The organism is Paraburkholderia sp., from assembly GCF_028283785.1.
Lineage (GTDB): Bacteria > Pseudomonadota > Gammaproteobacteria > Burkholderiales > Burkholderiaceae > Paraburkholderia.
In genome coordinates, this window is the sequence record NZ_JAPWKB010000019.1 from 261325 (window position 1) to 282643 (window position 21319).

17 protein-coding genes are annotated in these 21319 nt (G+C 63.6%); 9 read left to right on the forward strand and 8 right to left on the reverse strand.

Going from position 1 to position 21319, the window contains the following annotated elements; translation table 11 throughout:
- Window positions 1-301 precede the first annotated feature (301 nt).
- Window positions 302-3094 carry a bifunctional [glutamate--ammonia ligase]-adenylyl-L-tyrosine phosphorylase/[glutamate--ammonia-ligase] adenylyltransferase gene (gene glnE, locus PW947_RS23455; protein ID WP_299634794.1) on the forward strand — a complete coding sequence of 931 codons (2793 nt, stop codon included), beginning with the start codon at window positions 302-304 and terminating at the stop codon, window positions 3092-3094.
- Between the two features lie 88 nt (window positions 3095-3182).
- On the opposite strand, the gene recN is transcribed toward glnE, so the two are convergent.
- Together recN and PW947_RS23465 are read right to left on the reverse strand one after the other, a co-directional pair.
- Window positions 3183-4850, reverse strand: coding sequence for a DNA repair protein RecN (gene recN, locus PW947_RS23460; protein WP_299634795.1), 1668 nt, complete (start codon window positions 4848-4850; stop codon window positions 3183-3185).
- Between the two features lie 120 nt (window positions 4851-4970).
- Entirely contained in the window at window positions 4971-5876 is a 906-nt protein-coding gene (locus PW947_RS23465; protein ID WP_299634796.1) for an NAD kinase, read from the reverse strand.
- Window positions 5877-6145: 269 nt separating this feature from the next.
- On the opposite strand from PW947_RS23465, the gene hrcA reads away from it, so the two are divergent.
- The 8 genes from hrcA to pabB all read left to right on the forward strand — a co-directional run bounded on the left by hrcA (window position 6146) and on the right by pabB (window position 15960).
- Window positions 6146-7165, forward strand: coding sequence for a heat-inducible transcriptional repressor HrcA (gene hrcA, locus PW947_RS23470; RefSeq protein WP_299634797.1), 1020 nt, complete (start codon window positions 6146-6148; stop codon window positions 7163-7165).
- Between the two features lie 219 nt (window positions 7166-7384).
- On the forward strand, window positions 7385-8455 hold the full coding sequence (hemH, locus tag PW947_RS23475) for a ferrochelatase (RefSeq protein ID WP_299634798.1): 1071 nt from the start codon (window positions 7385-7387) through the stop codon (window positions 8453-8455).
- Window positions 8456-8509: 54 nt separating this feature from the next.
- Window positions 8510-8917, forward strand: a complete 408-nt coding sequence (locus tag PW947_RS23480) for an RNA-binding S4 domain-containing protein (RefSeq protein ID WP_299634799.1) — start codon at window positions 8510-8512, stop codon at window positions 8915-8917.
- Window positions 8918-9419: 502 nt separating this feature from the next.
- Window positions 9420-9998, forward strand: a complete 579-nt coding sequence (gene grpE, locus PW947_RS23485; protein ID WP_299634800.1) for a nucleotide exchange factor GrpE — start codon at window positions 9420-9422, stop codon at window positions 9996-9998.
- Between the two features lie 105 nt (window positions 9999-10103).
- Window positions 10104-10490, forward strand: coding sequence for a thioredoxin family protein (locus tag PW947_RS23490; RefSeq protein ID WP_299634801.1), 387 nt, complete (start codon window positions 10104-10106; stop codon window positions 10488-10490).
- 152 nt (window positions 10491-10642) lie between these two features.
- The gene (gene dnaK, locus PW947_RS23495) at window positions 10643-12601 is read left to right on the forward strand and encodes a molecular chaperone DnaK (protein WP_299634802.1); all 1959 of its coding nucleotides are present in this window, start codon (window positions 10643-10645) and stop codon (window positions 12599-12601) included.
- Window positions 12602-12863: 262 nt separating this feature from the next.
- On the forward strand, window positions 12864-14000 hold the full coding sequence (gene dnaJ / locus PW947_RS23500) for a molecular chaperone DnaJ (protein WP_299634803.1): 1137 nt from the start codon (window positions 12864-12866) through the stop codon (window positions 13998-14000).
- Between the two features lie 25 nt (window positions 14001-14025).
- A complete protein-coding gene (pabB, locus tag PW947_RS23505; protein ID WP_299634804.1) occupies window positions 14026-15960 on the forward strand; it encodes an aminodeoxychorismate synthase component I in 1935 nt (644 codons plus the stop codon).
- Between the two features lie 18 nt (window positions 15961-15978).
- On the opposite strand, the gene panB is transcribed toward pabB, so the two are convergent.
- From panB to hda, 6 genes are all read right to left on the reverse strand, one after another.
- The gene (gene panB, locus PW947_RS23510) at window positions 15979-16794 is read right to left on the reverse strand and encodes a 3-methyl-2-oxobutanoate hydroxymethyltransferase (RefSeq protein WP_299634805.1); all 816 of its coding nucleotides are present in this window, start codon (window positions 16792-16794) and stop codon (window positions 15979-15981) included.
- A 64-nt stretch (window positions 16795-16858) separates the two neighbouring features.
- Entirely contained in the window at window positions 16859-17539 is a 681-nt protein-coding gene (locus tag PW947_RS23515) for a deoxynucleoside kinase (RefSeq protein WP_299634806.1), read from the reverse strand.
- The gene (gene folK, locus PW947_RS23520; RefSeq protein ID WP_299634807.1) at window positions 17536-18111 is read right to left on the reverse strand and encodes a 2-amino-4-hydroxy-6-hydroxymethyldihydropteridine diphosphokinase; all 576 of its coding nucleotides are present in this window, start codon (window positions 18109-18111) and stop codon (window positions 17536-17538) included. The genes PW947_RS23515 and folK overlap by 4 nt, the downstream gene beginning before the upstream one ends.
- A 48-nt stretch (window positions 18112-18159) precedes the next feature.
- Window positions 18160-19776 carry a polynucleotide adenylyltransferase PcnB gene (gene pcnB, locus PW947_RS23525; protein WP_299634808.1) on the reverse strand — a complete coding sequence of 539 codons (1617 nt, stop codon included), beginning with the start codon at window positions 19774-19776 and terminating at the stop codon, window positions 18160-18162.
- The gene (locus PW947_RS23530) at window positions 19773-20459 is read right to left on the reverse strand and encodes an HAD family hydrolase (RefSeq protein WP_299634809.1); all 687 of its coding nucleotides are present in this window, start codon (window positions 20457-20459) and stop codon (window positions 19773-19775) included. The genes pcnB and PW947_RS23530 overlap by 4 nt, the downstream gene beginning before the upstream one ends.
- The gene (gene hda, locus PW947_RS23535) at window positions 20452-21207 is read right to left on the reverse strand and encodes a DnaA regulatory inactivator Hda (RefSeq protein ID WP_299634810.1); all 756 of its coding nucleotides are present in this window, start codon (window positions 21205-21207) and stop codon (window positions 20452-20454) included. The genes PW947_RS23530 and hda overlap by 8 nt, the downstream gene beginning before the upstream one ends.
- Between the last annotated feature and the right edge of the window lie 112 nt (window positions 21208-21319).

A 21319-nucleotide genomic window follows, 5' to 3' on the forward strand; every position in this document is an offset into this window, starting at 1 on the left:
TATGACCAGCTTATCGGCCGGTCCCACGACCACCTTTATGCCGCGTCAGGCGCGGAAAGTTTTCCGCGTCGCCGCTGCAACCGCTGTCACGTTGTGAAACCCCGTTACCGCTTCACGCGCTGCTTCACGCGCATTACCGTACTGCATCACCACGCACTGAACTCACGCCCGGAACGGGCATGCTGCAATGCCAGACCAGCTTTAATCCCACGGAATCTGCAACGACACACCACGACCGGCCTTTCCCGTCACGGCGAACGGCCACACGATCAGTGAAGCAACGAGCGAGCCCGAGCATTTGATGACCGACGTATCCCTGTTGAGTTCCGCCTATTCCAATTACGCGGCCCGTGCGCTGGCCGCCCGTCCCGAGCTTGCCGGGCGGATCGCGACGCTGGCCGCCGCGCCCGTCACGCGCGCGCGGATCGATGCGCGCCTCGACGAACTGAGCGCGTCGCCGGCCGGTTCGGCCGCCGCGCCGCTCACCGAAGATGCACTGAAACGGGCCCTGCGGCGGCTGCGCACGGAGGTATTTTGCGCGGTGATGGAGCGCGATCTGCGCGGTGACGCCGACGTCGCCGAAGTCACCGGCACGATGACCGATCTCGCCGAAGCGACCGTCCAGCGGGCGCTCGCGGTGTTGTCGGCGGATCTCGAGGTGCTTTACGGCGAGCCGCGCGGACCGGAAGGCGAGCGCCTGACGCTCGGCGTGGTCGGGATGGGCAAGCTGGGCGGGCGCGAGTTGAACGTGTCGTCGGATATCGACCTGATCTTCGTCTACGAAGACGACGGCGAAACCGCGGGCGGCCAGCGTTCGGCCATCGCGACGCAGGACTTTTTCACGCGCCTCGGCAAGCGGCTGATCGGCGCGTTGGCCGAAGTCACGGCGGACGGTTACGTGTTCCGGGTCGATATGCGGCTGCGTCCGAACGGCGATTCCGGGCCGCTGGTCTGTAGTCTCGGCATGCTGGAAGAATATTTTTACGTGCAGGGCCGCGAGTGGGAGCGTTACGCGTGGATCAAGGGGCGGCTCGTGTCGGAAGGCGACAGCGATGCCGCGCAGCGACTCGCGAAGCAACTCGACGCGATCGCCACGCCGTTCGTCTACCGGCGTTATCTCGACTTCGGCGTGATCAGCGCGATCCGCGCGCTGCATGTGCAGATTCGCCAGGAAGCGCAGCGGCGTGCGTCGATGCGTCCGGACAAGGCCGACGATATCAAGCTCGGACGCGGCGGCATCCGCGAGATCGAATTCAGCGCGCAGGTGTTCCAGTTGATCCGCGGCGGCCAGGATGCGGGTTTCCGGGTGCGTCCGACGCTGGCCGTGCTGCGCCACGCCTCCGCCCACGGCCTCGTCGCGACGCCGGTGTGCGTGAGCCTGTCGCATGCGTACCGGTTTTTGCGCGAACTCGAACATCGTCTGCAATACCGTAACGACGCGCAGACGCATGCGATGCCGGTCGATCCCGACGAGCGCGAACTGCTGGCGAAAGCGATGCGCTGCGCCGATTACGCGGCGTTGATGGCCAAGCTGGATGCGCATCGCGAGATGGTCGAGCGGCAGTTCGACCAGATTTTCGCCGATAAGGTGGGCGGTCGCGACGGCTGCGCGGTGCCGGAGGACGGCGCGGCAGCGTGGGTCTGGAGCAGCGCGCTCGCCGACGACAGCGCGGACGACGCACTCGCCGCGCGTCTCGTCGAACTGGGCATCGCCGAACCGGCCGATCTGCTGAGCCGTCTGCGCGGCGTGTGGCAATCGTCGCGCTATACCGGTTTGCCGGAACGCAGCCGGCAACGCTTCGACATCGTCGCGCAGCGCGCGCTCGAGGCCGCGCGCACGCTCGAACCCGCCGAACGGCGCGGCGACACGCTCGCGCGGCTGTTCGATCTGCTGGAGACGGTCGGGCGGCGCGGCGCCTATCTGGCGTTGCTGAACGAATATCCGCAGGCGTTGCATCGGGTGCTGAAGGTGTTGGGCGCGTCGCGCTGGGGCGCCGGGTATCTGATCCGCCACCCGCAACTGCTCGACGAACTGCTCGACGACGAAGCGATCGCCAGCCCGTTCGACTGGCCCGAATTCAAGCGCACGCTGCGTTTGCGGCTTGCGGCCGCCGACGGCGTCGAACATCAGATGGACTTGCTGCGCCACGCGCACCAGGCCGAAGTGTTCCGCATTCTGCTGATCGATCTGGCGGGCAAGCTGAGCGTCGAGCACGTCAGCGACCGGCTGTCCGAACTTGCCGATGCCGTGCTCGACGTGACGCTCGAAGCGGTCTGGGCGCAACTGTCGAAGCGTCATCGCGACGTGCCGAAGTTTGCGGTGATCGCGTACGGCAAGCTCGGCGGCAAGGAACTCGGCTACGCATCCGATCTCGATCTGATCTTCCTGTACGACGATTCCGACGACAACGCGGCGGATATCTACGCCACGTTCACACGTCGCCTGATCACCTGGCTGACGATGGCGACTGGCGCGGGCACGTTGTTCGACGTCGATCTGCGGTTGCGTCCGAACGGTGAATCCGGTCTGCTCGTCACCGATCTCGACGCGTTCCGCCGATACCAGCTGCGCGAAGGCGACGCGGCGAATACGGCGTGGGTGTGGGAACACCAGGCGCTGTCGCGCGCGCGGTATTGCGCGGGCGATACGGAGATCGGCGCGAAGTTCGAGGCGATCCGCACGCAGGTGCTGACGACGCCGCGCGAGGAAGCGGCGTTGTCGAAAGAGATCGTGGAAATGCGCGAGCGGGTTGGTGCCGGACATCCGAACCGCACGCCGCTATTCGATCTGAAGCACGATCGCGGCGGCATGGTGGATATCGAGTTCACGGTTCAGTATTGGGTGCTGCTGCACGCCGCGCGCGACCCTGAATTGATCCGGAACACGGGCAATATCGCGCTGCTGCGCGAAGTGTCGCGACAGGGGCTGATGACCGAGGACGAGGCGGAAACGGTCGGCGCGGCGTACCGGCGCTACCGGAAGTTGCAGCACAAGCTGCGGCTCGACGGGATGGAAAAGGCGCGTGTCCCGCCCGACACGGTGATCGCCGAACGCGAAGCCGTGCTGGGTTTGTGGACGCGGGTGTTCGGCTAACGCTGGAACGGTGTCGTAAGCGGCGAGGCCACGTGTTCGTGCGTGACCTCGCGAGCCGGATGTGGCTGCGGTCGCAGTCCGTTCGGGCTCAGGCCGTCAGCATTTCTTTCGCGTGTTTGCGCGTGGTCGCGGTGATGGCCAGGCCGCCGAGCATGCGCGCGACTTCTTCGATCCGGCTGGCCTTGTCGAGCGGCGTCACGCTGCTGGCCGTGCCGCCCTTGCCGTCGCCGGATTTCGCCACCTGGAAATGATGATCGCCGCGCGCCGCGACTTGCGGCAAGTGCGTGACGCACAGCACCTGGCGCATCTGGCCGAGTTGATGCAACAGGCGTCCGACCACTTCCGCGACGCCGCCGCCGATGCCCGTATCCACTTCGTCGAAGATCAACGTAGGCGTCGGGCTGGCCGCGCTGGAGATCACCGCCAGCGCGAGGCTGATCCGCGCCAGTTCGCCGCCCGACGCAACCTTCGCGAGGGGGCGCAACGGCACACCGGCATGACCGGCGACGCGAAACTCGATCTGTTCCATTCCGTGTGCGCCGCCTTCCGGCAGCGGCACCAGCGCGATTTCGAAGCTGCCGCCTTTCATCGACAATTCCTGCATGCCGGTCGTCACCGCGCTGCCCAGCGCCTTCGCGGCCTTCGTGCGGGCTTTCGACAGTTGCTGCGCTTCGGCGACGAACGCGTCTTTGGCTTTGGCTGCGGCGGCGTGCAGGCTGTCGAGATCGGCTGCGGCGTCGAGCGCGGCGAGTTGCGCGCGACGGGTTTCGTGTTCGTCCGGCAAGGTTTCCGGTTGCAAACGGAATTTGCGCGCAGCCGAATGCAGCGCGTCGAGCCGCTTTTCGACTTGCGCGAGCCGGTCGGGATCGAGTTCGAGGCGTTGTGCGTAATGACTCAGCGAGTAAGCCGCTTCCTGCAACTGGATCTCGGCGGGTTCGAGCGCGGCGAGCGCGTCGTTCAGCGCGGGATCGATGTCGGCGAGATCGCGCAGCTTCGAGATGATCGACGACAGATGCGTGATCATTGCGTCGTCGGATTCCGACAGCGCGGTCAGCGCGCCCTGTACACCGTCGATCAGACTCGCGGAATGCGACAGCCGCCGATGCTCGCTGTTCACGTCTTCCCATTCGCCGGGTTGCGGCGCGAGCTTGTCGAGTTCGGTCAGTTGCCACGCGAGCCGCTCGCGTTCGAGTTGCAATTCGCGCTCGCGGGTTTGCGCGCTTTCGATCGCCTGGACCGTGTCGCGCCACGCGCGCCACGCGCGGCTGACAGTTGCGGCGGTCGCGGTCAGCCCCGAGTGTTCGTCGAACATTTCGCGCTGCGCGTCGGGACGCATCAGCAATTGATGCGCGTGCTGTCCGTGGATATCCACCAGCATTTCGCCGACGTGGCGCAACTGCGCGAGCGTCGCCGCGGTGCCGTTGATAAACGCGCGCGAGCGGCCGTTCGCGTCCACCACGCGCCGCAGCATCACGGTGCCCGCGTGGGCGTCGTCGCTGCCGGCGCCGAGCGCCTGTTCGTCGAGCCAGAGATCGAGGTGTTCGTGCGTGTCGAATTCGGCGGTGATGTCGGCGCGGCTCTCGCCGGTTCGCACCACGCTCGCGTCGGCGCGCGCGCCGAGCGCAAGCGCGAGCGCGTCGATCAGGATGGATTTGCCGGCGCCGGTTTCGCCTGAAAAGACCGTGAAGCCGCTGTCGAATTCAAGGTCGAGCGCGGCGACGATGACGAAGTCGCGTATCGAAAGGTGGCGAAGCATGAGGTCGTCTGTTGGCTCTGGTCGGTCGGCCTGGGCGGCCGGGTTACGGCGATGATCGCGGATGCTACGGTCACTGCGGTCGAGGCCGGTGGCGCTTCGCGCTGCAACCGGCCGGGCACGTCAAACGGTCGGGTCGTCTTCGTGCGACGGATACTCGTTCCAGTGCAGCTTTTTACGCAGCGTCGCGTAATAGCTGTAGCCCACCGGATGCAGCATCGGCACCGTATGCCGCGAGCGGCGCACTTCGATCGTATCGGACAGCGCGAGCGCGGTGAACGACTGCATGTCGAAATTCACGTTCACGTCGCGCCCGGACACGATCTGGATGCTGACTTTCGAGTCGTCCGGCAACACGATAGGGCGGTTCGACAACGCGTGCGGCGCGATCGGCACCAGCACGATGCCTTGCAGTTGCGGATGGAGAATCGGCCCGTTCGACGACAGCGCATACGCGGTCGAACCGGTGGGCGTGGCGACGATCAGCCCGTCCGAACGCTGGTTGTACATGAAGCGGCCGTCCACCGACACGCGCAGCTCCGCCATGCCCGAGAAACCACTGCGGTTCACGACCACGTCGTTGAATGCGAGCGCGTGGTAGATCGGCGCGCCGTCGCGCATGATGCGCGCTTCGAGCAGCATCCGTTCTTCGCGCTCGAAATTGCCGCTCAGCATTTGCGGCACGATCTCCTGCATGTCGGAGATCGGGATGTCCGTGATGAAGCCGAGGCGGCCGTGGTTGATGCCGATCAACGGTGTGCGATACGGCGCGAGTTGCCGGCCGAGGCCGAGCATCGTGCCGTCGCCGCCGAGCACGACGGCGACGTCGGCACGTGCGCCGATCTCCGCCGGACGCAGCGCCGGATAGTCCTTGATGCCGATTTCCGCAGCGGTTTCTGCCTCGAACACGACTTCGAAGCCGCGTCTGGCGATACACGTGGCGAGCGCCGTCAACGGCTCACCGATACCCGGCGTGTTGTTACGCCCGACGAGCGCGACGGTCTTGAACTGGCTGTTAGCTTCTTGCATGCCGGCATTACACCATAGGTGGGGCTTGAAAAAAACCGGTGGTCTCCCGCTCCGACGCGGTTTCCGGGCCGGTTCGACGGTCCTGGACGGATCTGTCCGGCTGGCCCGCGATTGTCGTTAGAATGACGAGGTTACAGGAGCCGGTGCAGGGTTCGTGCCAGCGGCGACGAGTGCCGGCAGCGGTGCCTGCCTGGTCGCTGCGAGCCAAGTGTCGTTCCCGCGCCGTCGGCGCTCGCGGTAGCCGCATCATTAAGCTAAAATTTTCCGTCATGCTAGATCCTCGCGCACAAACCCTCCTCAAAACGCTGATCGAGCGCTACATCGCCGAAGGTCAGCCGGTCGGCTCGCGCACGCTGTCGCGGTACTCCGGTCTCGAACTGAGCCCGGCCACGATCCGCAACGTGATGTCCGATCTGGAGGAGCTTGGCCTGGTGATCAGCCCGCACACGTCGGCGGGGCGCATTCCCACGCCGCGCGGCTATCGTCTGTTCGTCGACACGATGCTGACCGTCGAGTCCGCCGCCGACGAAGAAGCCGTGATGCGCGTCGTCAAGACCACGTTGCAAAAGGGCGAGCCGCAGAAAATCGTCGCCGCCGCGGCAAGCGTGCTGTCCAGTCTTTCGCAGTTCGCCGGTGTCGTGTTGACGCCGCGCCGCTCGCACGTGTTCAAGCAGATCGAGTTCATGCGGCTGTCCGACAAGCGCATCCTGCTGATCATCGTGACGCCGGAAGGCGACGTGCAAAACCGCATCATGGCCACCCAGCGCGACTTTTCGCCGTCGCAACTGGTGGAGGCGTCGAATTACATCAACGCGCATTTTGCCGGTCTGTCGTTCGACGAAGTGCGCCGCCGTTTGCGCGAAGAGATCGACGCATTGCGCGGCGACATGACCACGCTGATGCACGCCGCCGTGACCGCCAGCACCGACGAAGCCGACACCGGCGAGACCGTGCTGATTTCCGGCGAGCGTAATCTGCTCGAAGTCGCCGACCTGTCGTCCGACATGGCGCGCCTGCGCAAACTGTTCGACGTGTTCGATCAAAAGACCAGCCTCCTTCAGTTACTCGACGTATCGAGCCACGCCCAAGGCGTGCAGATTTTTATCGGCGGCGAGTCGAATCTCGTGCCGATCGAGGAAATGAGCGTCGTTACCGCGCCTTACGAAGTGAACGGCAAGATCGTCGGTACGCTCGGCGTGATCGGCCCGACGCGGATGGCCTATAACCGCGTGATTCCTATCGTCGATATCACCGCGCGTTTGCTTTCGTTGACGTTGAGCCAGCAGTAACGGCCACACGCATCACGGTGATAAACCGCTTTCAAGACACTGTGACGACAGCGTGAAGCCGGCTTGCCGGATTCGCTCCGCACGTCCCGCTACAGATCATGCACGGCCTCGCGCGCTGCGCCAATCGGCCAAACGGCCAGGGTATGGGCATGAGGGCGCGCCGCTATAATGAATCCCACCTGAACCGTTTCGCCGCCTGTCGCGGCTGACCTTGCGCCTATGCGTTTCGACCTCGAGCTGCCGTCGCAGCCGGCTACGTCACATCGTGTCGCGGTGCTGCTGATCAACCTCGGCACGCCCGATGCGCCGACGCCGCGCGCGGTGCGCCGCTATCTCGCGCAATTCCTGTCCGACCCGCGGGTGGTCGAGATTCCCGCATTGCTGTGGCAGATCATTCTGCGCGGGTTGATCCTGCCGTTTCGCGGGCGTGCGTCCGCAAAAAAATATGCGGCCGTGTGGATGCCCGAAGGCTCGCCGCTGCGCGTGTACACCGAGAAACAGACCGAAGCGCTGCGTCATCTGTTGCAGCTGAACGACTACAACGTGCTGGTCGATTACGCGATGCGCTATGGCACGCCAGGCATCCCGGCCATGCTCAATCAACTGAAGCTGGCGGGCGCCGAGCGCGTGCTGCTGGTGCCGATGTATCCGCAATATTCGTCGTCCACGACGGCAACCGCGTTCGACGACGCTTTCTCCGCGCTCAAGCGCATGCGCAACCAGCCGGAAATCCGCACTATCCGCCAGTACGCCGATCATCCGGCTTATATCGCCGCGTTGACCGCGCAAGTCCATCATTACTGGCATCAACACGGCCGTCCGGATTTCGCGGCCGGCGACAAACTGATTTTGAGTTTTCACGGCGTACCCAAGCGCACGCTCGACCTCGGCGATCCGTATCACGAGCAATGTCAGCAGACGGGTGCGTTGTTGATGCACGCGCTCGAGCTGACGCCGGTGGAATGCCGGATCACGTTCCAGTCGCGTTTCGGCAAGGCCGAATGGCTGCAACCGTACACCGCGCCGACGCTGAAAGAACTGGGTGCGGCGGGCGTGCGTCGTGCGGATGTTTTCTGTCCGGGCTTTACGGCTGACTGTCTGGAGACGATCGAGGAAATCGGTCTGGAAGTGCGCGACGAGTTTTTGCATGCGGGCGGCAAGGATTTCCACCGGATTCCGTGCGTGAACGCGTCGCAGGCGTTCATTGCTGCGCTCGGCGAGATCGTCGCGCAGAATCTGCAGGGCTGGCCGGTTCAGGCGGTGCAGTTGCCCGGCGCGATCGCCGCGTGACATCAGGCTGGTCGTCCGGCTGTGCGTTTTGCGTCTTTTGAGGTTGGAATACGCATGAACTACAAGATTTTTACCGAACCCGGCGCCCGCTTGCGCATCGATAAATGGCTGTGGGCGGCGCGCTTTTTCAAAACACGTTCGCTGGCGGCGGACGCGGTCGAGAAAGGTCGCGTGCGGATCGGCGGGGCGGCGGTCAAGCCGGCGAAAGACGTGCGCGTCGGCGACCTGGTCGAGATCGATATCGAGCGGATCGTATGGCAGATCGAAGTGCTGGGCATCTGCGACGTGCGTGGCCCGGCGAGCATTGCGCAAACGCTTTACGCGGAGACCGGCGACAGCAAGGCGAAGCGGGAGGTGGAACTGGAGCGGCGCAAGACGTATCGTGAGCCTGCCGCCGCATTGCACGGCCGGCCGACCAAACGCGACCGCCGGACTATCGACAAACTTTCAGGTGGGGATTGAACAGTTGCTCCATCGTGGCGTGCACGCCGCCGTATTCCGTGGTGTGCTCGTTCACGGCACCTGACATGCAGATGGTCGTGGTCCCCGCTATCAGTACCAGCGCGACCACGGAGATGGCAAAGGTCAGTTTCACGGTGTTCCCCAAGGGACGCTGGCAACGGGTATCAAAACGGAGGGAAAAGCGCTGTGTGCACTGGCTGCCGTAATGAAACCGTTAGCCTAGGGTAAACGTGCCTTTTTCAGTGCATGATTGGAGTTTAGGCGAGCCATCCACGCCACTCAATCTCAATCTGCGAATCGTTTCGAAATGGTTGTAACCGGTCATTTCCGCTGCACATCGCCGGTGCGAAAAGTTGTTCCGCTTGGCTTGAAAACAGCATTTGCGACCTAATCTCCACCCTCGACGGTCGATGGTGGTGTGGCGCCGATGCAACGTGCGGCCAAGGCTGCGCAGCTTGCTTCACCATCATCTCAGCTTCCACCTTTAACGACTTTCAGCGACATGGAAAACACGCAAGATAACCCGACGAGCCAGAATCCGACGCCCGCCGACGAAGCCGCGCGCCAGGCCGCAGAGGCCGCCGCTGCCGGTCAGCCGGAAGCCACTTCCGCCGAAGCCGCGTCCGCAGGCGTAGACGCCGCGCTGGCGGAAGCACAGGCCAAAATCACCGAACTCCAGGAAAGCTTCCTGCGTGCCAAGGCGGAAACGGAAAACGTCCGCCGCCGCGCGCAGGAAGACGTCACCAAGGCGCATAAGTTCGCGATCGAAAGCTTTGCCGAACATCTGCTGCCGGTGATCGACAGCCTCGAAGCCGCCGTCGCGCACTCGTCCGACGACCTGCAAAAGGTCCGCGAAGGCGTCGAACTCACGCTGCGCCAACTCACCGGCGCGCTGGAAAAAGGCCGCGTGGTCGCGCTGAATCCGGTTGGCGAGAAGTTCGATCCGCATCGTCATCAGGCCATCTCGATGGTGCCCGCCGAGCAGGAAGCCAACACCGTGGTCGCCGTGCTGCAAAAGGGCTACGTGATCGCCGACCGCGTGCTGCGTCCGGCGCTGGTGACGGTCGCCGCGCCGAAGTAAGCGCCACGTTCGCGGCCGCGCCTTCGGGTGACGGCCGCTCTGCGTGAAGGCCACGATCTTGCAGCGCGCCGTCCTGAAACGGCACGAATTGGGTGGAGTTCAGCCATGACCGCCATTCCCGTTGACGCTACGGCTTTCGCCGTATTCGATATGCAGGAAGTGAGTGGGGCGTCGCTCGACGCCGCGTTGGCCGGTGCGGGCGACGAACTTGCCGTCGTGTTCTTTTGGGGGCTGGACTGCTTCAACTGCGAGATCGCGAAGAAAGCGATGCTGGCCCGGCCGGACGCGATTCACGCGCTCGGCCTCAGATGGTTTCATAGCAACGTGTACGAACACCGCGAGCTTGGGCGGCGCTTTCTGCTTCACGGCGTCCCCACGTGGTTCTTCTTTTTTCGCGGCAAACAGCTTGGCCGCGCGACCGGCTGGCACGGTTTCGCGCAGTTCGAGGCGGCAGTAGCGGCGGCGCGGGCCAAAATCCCCGCAACCGATTGAAAAAATTTAAAGACCGCATCGTAAAAGAGGTCTTGAAATCGATGCGGTCGCACTTATGTTGAGTGCAGGTTACGAATTTGTCGGCAGATTGCCTCTCAGCCAGATGGCGCAAGGCAGTCGCCGCAGCGATCAAAGATCAGGAGATCAGTAAAATGGGCAAAATCATTGGTATCGACCTCGGCACGACCAACTCGTGCGTGGCAATCATGGAAGGCAACTCGGTCAAGGTGATCGAGAACTCGGAAGGCGCGCGTACCACGCCGTCGATCATCGCTTACATGGAAGACGGCGAAATTCTCGTCGGCGCGCCTGCGAAGCGTCAGTCGGTCACGAACCCGAGAAACACGCTGTACGCGGTCAAACGCCTGATCGGCCGCCGCTTCGAAGAAAAGGAAGTGCAGAAAGACATCGGTCTGATGCCGTACAAGATCATGAAGGCCGATAACGGCGACGCATGGATCGAAGTGCGCGACCAGAAGCTCGCACCGCCGCAAATCTCGGCGGAAACGCTGCGCAAGATGAAGAAGACCGCTGAAGACTACCTCGGCGAGCCGGTCACGGAAGCTGTGATCACGGTTCCCGCGTACTTCAACGACAGCCAGCGTCAGGCAACCAAAGACGCGGGCCGCATCGCGGGTCTGGAAGTCAAGCGCATCATCAACGAACCGACCGCAGCCGCGCTCGCGTTCGGTCTGGACAAGGCTGAAAAGGGCGACCGCAAGATTGCGGTGTATGACCTGGGTGGCGGCACGTTCGACGTGTCGATCATCGAAATCGCCGACGTCGACGGTGAAATGCAGTTCGAAGTGCTGTCCACGAACGGCGACACGTTCCTCGGCGGCGAAGACTTCGACCAGCGCATCATCGATTACATCATTTCCGAGTTCAAGAAGGAACAAGGTGTCGACCTGTCGAAAGACGTGCTCGCGCTGCAACGCCTGAAGGAATCGGCTGAAAAGGCGAAGATCGAACTGTCGTCGAGCCAGCAGACCGAAATCAACTTGCCGTACATCACGGCCGACGCATCGGGTCCGAAGCACTTGAACCTGAAGATCACGCGCGCCAAGCTGGAAGCGCTGGTCGAAGAACTGATCGAACGCACGATCGAACCGTGCCGCACCGCAATCAAGGATGCAGGCGTCAAGGTCGGCGAGATCGACGACGTGATCCTGGTCGGCGGTATGACGCGTATGCCGAAGGTGCAGGAAAAGGTTAAGGAATTCTTCGGCAAGGATCCGCGCCGTGACGTGAACCCGGACGAAGCCGTGGCGGTTGGCGCTGCGATTCAAGGTCAGGTTCTGTCGGGCGACCGTAAGGACGTTTTGCTGCTCGACGTGACCCCGCTGTCGCTCGGTATCGAGACGCTCGGCGGCGTGATGACGAAGATGATCAACAAGAACACCACGATCCCGACCAAGCACGCTCAGGTCTACTCGACGGCTGACGACAATCAGGGCGCCGTGACGATCAAGGTGTTCCAGGGCGAGCGCGAAATGGCAGCGGGCAACAAGCTGCTGGGCGAGTTCAACCTCGAAGGTATTCCGCCGGCACCGCGCGGCGTGCCGCAGATCGAAGTGAGCTTCGACATCGACGCGAACGGCATCTTGCACGTCGGCGCGAAAGACAAGGCGACCGGCAAGGAAAACCGCATCACGATCAAGGCGAACTCCGGTCTGTCGGAAGCTGAAATCGAGAAAATGGTGAAGGATGCCGAGGCGAACGCCGAGGAAGACCATAAGCTGCGCGAACTGGCCGATGCCCGCAATCAGGGCGACGCGCTGGTCCACAGCACGAAGAAGGCGCTGACCGAGTACGGCGACAAGATCGAAGCCGCTGAGAAGGAAAAGATCGAAACCGCGCTGAAGGACCTCGAAGACACGCTGAAGAGCGGCGCGAGCGACAAGGCCGCGATCGAAGCGAAGATCGAAGCCGTGGCAACCTCGTCGCAAAAGCTCGGTGAAAAGATGTACGCCGAGATGCAGGCTGAGCAGGGCGCAGCAGGTGCGGCAGCCGGCGCGGCAGGTGCAGCAGGCGCATCGGCAGGCAGCGCTGGCCAGCAACAGGCCGACGACGTGGTCGACGCCGAGTTCAAGGAAGTGAAGAAAGACTAAAGCCGGGTTGCAGTCAGACCGTAAAGCCGCGCACACCACTGTGCGCGGCCCGGCAAAAGCGGGTCGCGCCTTGACGGGCGCGGCTTGCGCTAAAGCGGTGAACGCGCCTGGTGAGCCTTTTGGGCTCTCCGGGCACATTTGTTTTATGGAGGGCGCTGTTCGAACCGCGAATTCGCGGCAAAAATGGCGGCCGGACGAGTCGCGAGACTCCAGCATTCAAAAGGAGCCGCCGCGTGCATCGCGCGGATGGCGTTGAACCGATATGGCGAAACGGGATTACTACGAGGTTCTGGGCGTCGCAAAGAATGCGAGCGACGACGAAATCAAGAAGGCTTATCGCAAGCTCGCGATGAAGCACCACCCCGACCGCAATCCGGGCAACAAGGATTCGGAAGAGCAGTTCAAAGAGGTGAAAGAAGCCTACGAAATGCTCTCGGACTCGCAGAAGCGCGCGGCTTATGACCAGTACGGTCACGCGGGCGTCGATCCGAATATGGGCGGCGCGGGCGCGCAGGGCTTCGGCGGTTTTGCAGACGCATTCGGCGATATTTTCGGCGACATCTTCGGCCAGGCGGCCGGTGGCGCCGCACGCGGCGGTCGCGCGGGTCCGCAGGTGTATCGCGGCGCCGATCTGCGCTACAGCATGGAAATCACGCTCGAACAGGCTGCGCACGGATACGACACGCAAATCCGCGTACCGAGCTGGGTTTCGTGCGAAATCTGTCACGGCGCGGGCGCCAAGCCCGGCACCAAGCCGGAAACCTGCCCGACCTGTAGCGGCTCGGGTTCGGTGCGGATGTCGCAAGGCTTCTTCAGCATCCAGCAAACCTGCCCGAAGTGCCACGGCACCGGCACCTACATCCCCGACCCGTGCACGCATTGCCACGGCGCGGGCAAGGTGAAGGAAACCAAGACGCTCGAAGTGAAGATTCCGGCAGGGATCGACGACGGCATGCGGATCCGTTCGGCCGGCAACGGCGAACCGGGCATCAACGGCGGCCCGTCGGGCGATCTGTACGTCGAGATTCATATCAAGGCGCACACGGTGTTCGAGCGCGATGGCGACGATCTGCATTGCCAGATGCCCATCCCGTTCACGACGGCAGCGCTTGGCGGCGAGATCGAAGTGCCGACGCTCGCAGGTCGCGCAACGTTCACGGTGCCCGAAGGCACGCAGTCGGGCAAGACGTTCCGTCTGCGCGGCAAGGGCATCAAGGGCTTGCGTTCGAGCATCGCCGGCGACCTCTACGTTCACGTGCAGGTCGAAACGCCGGTCAAGCTCACGGACCCCCAGCGCGAATTGCTGCAACAGTTCGAGAAGTCGCTTGTCGAAGGTGGAGCACGGCATAGCCCGCAAAGCAAAAGCTGGTTCGACCGTGTGAAGAGCTTTTTCGATTGACGGTGAACTGAAGTAGGCGGCACGTATGACGGTGGATGCGCGCAGCGCAGTGTTCGCGCTGCTCGACGATTCCGGCTCGACGGATGAGCGACGGACAAGTCGTCTGTACACAGGCTATCTGCATCAAAGACGCTGCGCGAATCCGGCGCAGCTCGAAGCCGTGTGCAACGACGTGTCCGCCGACATCAACGGCGGGCTGTTTGCCGTAATGCTGGCCGACTACGCGTTCGGCCGCGACATGCAGCTCGGCACGCAACATCAGCACACCCGGCAGGATCACGAAACGCAGCGCGGCGATGCCTCGTTGCGTTTTTTATTGTTCGAACGCTGCGTGAAGCTGTCGGCCGATGAGACCGACGCGTGGCTTGCGCAACAGGACGGCGGCGCGGTGGTGCCGTCGGCGGCGGGGATCGGCGGGGTGCGGGCGAGCGTCGACGCGGCGCAGTTCGAGCATGCGATCGCGTCGATTCACGAAGCGTTGTGCAATGGCGATTCGTATCAGGTCAATTACACGTACCGGCTCGGTTTCGACGTGTTCGGGTCGCCGACCGCGCTGTATCGCCGCGTGCGCGCGCGTCAGCCGGTGCCGTTCGGCGCGCTGATCGCGTTGCCGGACGACGAATGGATCCTGTCGTGTTCGCCCGAACTCTTTATCGAGAAGCACGGCGCGATGCTGCGCACGCGCCCGATGAAGGGCACCGCGCCCCGTTCTTCCGACCCGGTTACCGATCGGGCGGCCGCCGATTTTCTCGGCAGCGATCCGAAAAATCGCGCGGAAAACGTGATGATCGTCGATCTGCTGCGCAACGATTTGTCGCGGGTGGCGGAGCTCGGCTCGGTGTCGGTGCCGGCGCTGTTTTCGGTCGAGCCGTACGCATCGGTGTGGCAAATGACGTCCACCGTTCAGGGCCGGTTGCGCGCCCGCACATCGTTCGCATCGATTCTTCGCGCGCTGTTTCCGTGCGGCTCGATCACGGGCGCGCCGAAGCATCGCACGATGCAATTGATCGACGCGCTGGAAAGCACGCCGCGCGGTCTCTACACGGGCGCGATCGGCTGGCTGGACGCGCCCGTCAACAGCGGAATGCCCGCGCTGATTCCGAGCGTCGCGACCGCCGACGATTGCGGCGATTTTTGTCTCTCGGTCACGATCCGTACGTTGACGCTCGACGCGTCGGCGCAAGCGGGCGCGCGGCGAGGGCGTATGGGCATCGGTGCGGGCATCGTGCTCGACAGCGTCGCGGCCGATGAATTCGCGGAGTGCACATTGAAAGCACGCTTTGTCACCGAGGCCGATCCCGGCTTCGAACTGTTCGAAACGATGTACGCGACCCGTGAAACCGGCGTGCGTCATCTCGAACGTCATCTGGCGCGGCTCGAAGCCAGCGCTACCTATCTGGCGTTCCGTTTCGACGAAGCCACGGTTCGCGCGCAACTCGCCGCGCAGTGCGCGGCGTTGCCGGCCGGGAGCGCTCATCGAGTGCGGCTGGCGCTGGATAAACACGGCAATGTCGATCTGGTGACGGGTTTGCTCGCGCCGTTGCACGACGAAACGGCCGGCGTGCTGCTCGGACCGGATCACGGTTTTGCGACGATGCAATCCGGCGACGCGTTGCTGCTGCACAAGACCACGCGCCGCGCCGAATACGACCGCGGCTGGCACGAAGCCGAAGCACACGGCGCGTTCGACATGCTGTTTTTCAACGAGCGCGGCGAGTTGACCGAAGGCGGCCGTTCGAATGTATTCGTGAAGCTGGACGGCCAGTGGTGGACGCCGCCGTTGCGCGTGGGCGTGCTGCCGGGCGTGATGCGCAGCGTGCTGCTCGACGACCCCGCTCTGGGCGCCGCCGAGCGTGTGCTGTCGCGGGACGATGTGCTGAACGCCGAAGCGTTGATGATCTGTAACGCGCTGCGCGGTGCAATGCCGGCGCGCCTGCTCGATACGCCGCAGACGCGCTAGACGAGCGGCGCCGGACGCTTAGAACGTGTGTTCCGGACCGGGGAACGAACCGTCCTTGACCGCACGAACATAGGCCTCGATGGCCGCGAAAATGTTCGGCTGCCCTTGCATGAAATCCTTCACGAAACGCGGTCGCTTGCCGGGGAAAATGCCCAGCATGTCGTGAAGCACCAACACCTGACCCGAACAGTCGATTCCCGCGCCGATGCCGATTGTCGGAATCGAAACCTGTTGCGTCACTTCGCTGGCGAGCAGCGTGGGAATCGCTTCCATCAACAGAAGTTGCGTGCCCGCATCCTGAAATGCGCGTGCGTCGCGCAGCAACTGGTTTGCGCCGGCTTCGGTCTTGCCTTGCACCTTGAAGCCCCCAAACGCGTGCACCGATTGCGGCGTCAGCCCGATGTGCGCGCAGACCGGAATCGAGCGTTCGATCAGAAACCGTACGGTATCGGCGAGCCATTCACCGCCTTCCAGTTTGACCATTTGCGCGCCCGCGCGCATCAGTTCGACCGAGCTCGCATACGCGTCCTCGGGCGTGCCGTAGGTGCCGAACGGCAAATCGGCAATGATCAGCGCCGACGGCTTCGCGCGCACCACGCACGCGGTGTGATACGCGATGTCGGCGAGCGACACCGGCAACGTGGTGGTATGTCCCTGCACGACATTGCCGAGCGAATCGCCGATCAGCAGCGTGTCGACACCCGCACGATCCAGCAACGAAGCGAAGCTCGCGTCGTAGCAGGTCAGCATCGTGATCTTTTCGCCGGCGTCGCGCATCGCCTGGAGCTTCGGCACCGTGATGGCTTTGCGACTCGTTTCCTGCAAATACGTCATAGGTGAATCCGTGAAAAAGAGGGAGCACGCGCGGTGAGCCGGACGACCGCCGAAGCGGTTGCACTTACAGCGCGGTGCCTTTGACAAAGAACTCTTTACGCCCGCGCATCGTTTCGATGCGTTCGGCGAGCAGCGCGAGGTCTGCGTCCGATTCGAGCGGGTTCAGATGTTCCGCGTTGACCGTCAGCACGGGCGTGCTGTCGTAGTGATAGAAAAACTCGTTGTACGCGTCGCACAGCGCGCGCAGATAGGCGTCGCTGATATGCAGTTCCATCGGGATCGCGCGCTTCTGGATGCGCGTGAACAGCACTTCCGGACTCGCCTGCAGATAGACGACGAAATCGGGTGCGGGCGCGGGTGTGTCGATGCGGGCGGCGAGGGCGCGATACAGCTGCCATTCGTCGTCCTGCAAGGTCAGCCGCGCGAAGATGTCGTTCTTCTGCGTCATGAAATCCGCGACCAGCGGCGTGCGCTGGATTTGCGCGGTCGCCACTTCTTGCGCCTGCTGCGCGCGCTGCAACGCGAAATGCAGCTGGACCGGCAGCGCGTAACGCGCGGTGTCGCGATAGAAGCGTTCGAGAAACGGATTGTCCTGCGGCTGTTCGAACAGCGTGCTCATCGACCAGCGTTCGGCCAGCCGACGCGCCAATGACGTCTTACCGACGCCGATCGGCCCTTCGATTGCGAGGTATTGGAACGGTGCGCGGAAATCCGGTGCGGTGACCGTCAGCGGCGTCGCGTTCATGAGCAGCGGCCTTTCGCGGACGCGCCGTTCGCTGCGTCGGCGGGTTCGCCGGCGTCATTCGCGGACAGCGCGTTGAGCATCGGACACTGACACGGCGATTTCATTTTTTCGATGCGCTGATCGGCGACGTGCGCGAGGAACGTGTCGGCGCGGCCTTGTTGCGGAATGGTCAATGCAGCGTCGATTTCGAGCAGCGGCACGAGCACGAACGCGCGCTCGGTGAGACGCGGGTGCGGCACGATTAGGTCGGGTTCTTCGATGGATTGCTCGTCGAACAGCAGGATGTCGATGTCGAGCGTGCGGGGCGCGTTGCGGTAAGGACGCTCGCGGCCGAAGTGATGTTCGATCTGCTGGCATAACGCCAGCAGACGATGGGGCGTCAACGTCGTATCGATCTTCACGACGCAGTTGAAGTAGTCATCGCCGCCCGCGTCGATCGGCGCGGTGCGATAGAGGCTCGATTTGGCGAGCACGGCGATGGTGTGCTGTTGTGCGAGACACACCACCGCGTCTTTCAGGGTCTGGCGCGCATCCCCGAGGTTCGCGCCGAGGCCGAGATAAGCAACCGTCATGGCATAACTTCCTGCAACTTTCGTTCGACGACGACCGGGGCGCGTGCGTCAGCTTTCGTGCGGACCGTCGTCGTGGTCTGAGTCGTGGTCCGCGTCGTCCGCTGGTTGCTCGCTACCCGAGCCGCCTTCCATGGCACCTTCCGCCTTGCGTCGTGCGCCGCTGCGGCGCCGGCGTTTGCGTGGTGCGCGATCCTTGCCGCCTTGCGTGAGCAAGGTTTCGCGCGCTGTGGGGTCGGCTTCGCTGAACTCGGTCCACCAGACACCGACCGCTTCGTCGAGTTCGCCCGACGCGCAGCGCAACAGGAGGAAATCATACCCTGCTCTAAATCTTTGGTGTTCCAGCAGCTTCAGCGCACTGCGGCCCGAGCGTTTTTCGAGGCGCAATTGCAGACCCCAGATTTCGCGCATGTCGGCGGAGAAGCGCTTGTGGATCGCCAGCTTTTCCGTCTGCATGTCGAGCACGTCGTCCATCGCGCGATGCAGCGCGGGAACCGGATACTCGCCGTTCGCTTCGTACTGTTGCCAGCGCTGTTGCACGTCGTGCCACAGCAGCGTCGCGAACAGGAAACCCGGCGACACCGGCTTGCCCGCGGCGACGCGCGCATCCGTGTTGGTCAGCGCGAGCGTGATGAATTTCTCGCCGGTGGGCTGTTCGAGGACCACGTCCAGCAGCGGCAGCAGACCGTGATGCAGACCTTCCTGACGCAGTCGCTTCAGGCAGGCGAGCGCGTGGCCCGACAGCAGCAGCTTCAGCATTTCGTCGAACAGACGCGCGGCGGGCACGTTGTTGATCAGGTCGGCCATCTCGACGATCGGCGCGCGGGTCGCGTCTTCGATCTCGAAGCCGAGTTTCGCTGCGAAGCGCACCACACGCAGCATCCGCACCGGATCTTCGCGATAACGCGTGGCAGGATCGCCGATCATCCGCAGCAGGCGCGCGCGCATGTCGGCCATACCGTTGTGATAGTCGAGCACGGTCTGCGTGGCCGGATCGTAGTACATCGCGTTGATCGTGAAATCGCGACGCGTGGCGTCTTCGTGCTGCTCGCCCCACACGTTGTCGCGCAACACGCGGCCGCTCGCATCTACCGCGTGCGTGCGGCGATCGAGTTCGTCGCGCTTCAGACGGCGCGGCGGCGCGGCGTCGGCGGCGGGCGGATCGACCAGCGCGCGGAACGTCGAGGTCTCGATGATTTCCTGGCCGAACTGCACGTGCACGATCTGGAACCGGCGACCGATGATCCGCGCGCGGCGGAACAGCTTTTGCACCTGATCCGGCGTGGCGTCGGTCGCGACGTCGAAGTCTTTCGGCGCGATCCCGAGCAGCAGATCCCGCACCGCACCGCCGACGATAAACGCACGATGACCGGCCTGTTGCAGACCTTCGGTCACGCGAATCGCGTTGCGGGAAATCAGCGACGGGTCGATGCCGTGGACGTCGGCGGGAATGATCACCGGCGTGTCGGGATCGCGCGCGGTCTTGACGGCGGGGCGCGCCGGCTTCTTGCGCGGTTTCGCGGGAGTGGAGGTGTGCTCGCCGGACGCGTCAGCGTGGCGGGTGTCTTCGGCGTCGCGTGAGGCGCGCCAATCTTCCGGGGGCGTCGAAGTGTCGTCGCCGGAGGCCGGATCCTGTCCGAACAGCTTGCGGATGAGTTTTTTGATCACGAGGGTTGAAAGAGTTCGAGGATGCGCCAGCCTTTGGATTGCGCGTGGGCGCGCAACGTGTCATCGGGATTGGTCGCGATCGGGTCCGTGACTTTTTCGAGCAACGGGATATCGTTGTGCGAATCGCTGTAGAAATAACTGCGATCGAAGTCGGACCACGTTTTGCCGAGCGACGCGAGCCATGCCTCGGTACGCACGATCTTGCCTTCCTTGTAGCTGGGCGTGCCGGTTGGGCGGCCCGTGAACGGCGAATGCGGCTGGCCGTCGGTGGTTTCCACTTCGCAGCCGATCAGCTTGTCGACGCCGAACACGTCGGCGATCGGGCCGGTGATGAATTCGTTGGTAGCGGTGACGATACAGCAGAGATCGCCGGCGTCGCGATGTTCGCGCACCAGTTCGAGCGCGACCGGTGCGATGGTCGGCACGATCACGTCGTTCATGTAGCGCTTGTGCAGATCGGACAACTCCGCGCGCGAGTATTTCGTCAGCGGCGTCAGCATCGCGACCAGGTACGCGTGAATATCGAGCCGGCCGGCTTTGTAGTCGGCGAAAAAGGCGTCGTTTTCACGCGCGAAGCTTTCGGCGTCGACCATGCCGTGCTTCACCATGAAGCGGCCCCATTCGTGGTCGCTGTCAGTGGGGATGAGCGTGTGGTCGAGGTCGAAGAGAGCGAGGTTAGTCATGGGGGCCTATTTTACTTGAAGCGGCTGAAGCGTTAGCGGTTCGCGGATCGTCGACGCCGGGCGAGGCCAGCATCGTGCGCAACAGCGGCAACGTGACGGCGCGTTTCTGCTCGAGCGAGAAGCGGTCGAGCGCGTCGAGCAGGCCCATCAGGCTCGGCATGTCGCGCCGGAAATGCGTCAGCAGATAGGCGGGAACGTCGTCGGCGAGGGCAATGCCACGCTCTTTCGCGGCGTGCTTGAGCACGGCGGCTTTGCCTTCGTCGGCGAGCGGCGCGAGATGGAACACCAGACCCCAGCCGAGCCGCGTGCGCAGGTCTTCACGCACCGCGAGCCCGATCGGCGCGGCGTTGCCGGTGGCGACCAGCGCGCTGGTCGGATGCGCACGCACTTCGTTGAACAGATTGAATAGCGCGATCTGCTGCGCGCCAGACAGGCGGTCGCAATCGTCGATCGCATACAGCGCGACGCGCGGATCGAACGCGAACGCGGCCAGACTGCTCTGCGGGCCGGCGAAATGCGCGTGTCCGGGCGGCGCTTCGTGAACCAGCGCCTGCAACAGATGAGTACGGCCGCAACCGGTTTCGCCCCAGATATAAAAGGAGCGATCGGGCACCGGACCGGCGGCGAGCGCCGTGTCCAGTTCGCGCAGGCGCGTGACGAGTTCAGCGTTCGCGCCGGCAAAGAAGTTGTCGAATGTCGATGGCGGCGGGGTGCCGAGATCGAGCGTCAATTGACGAAGCACAGTCATAAAACCGGAAAATGGGCCGAAGGCGATTTCTACGTATAAAGCACGCCGACTATCGGGTGGCGCGGACACGGCGTAGGAATCGGAGAGTTCGGCTGCAAGGTTGTTCTTTGGT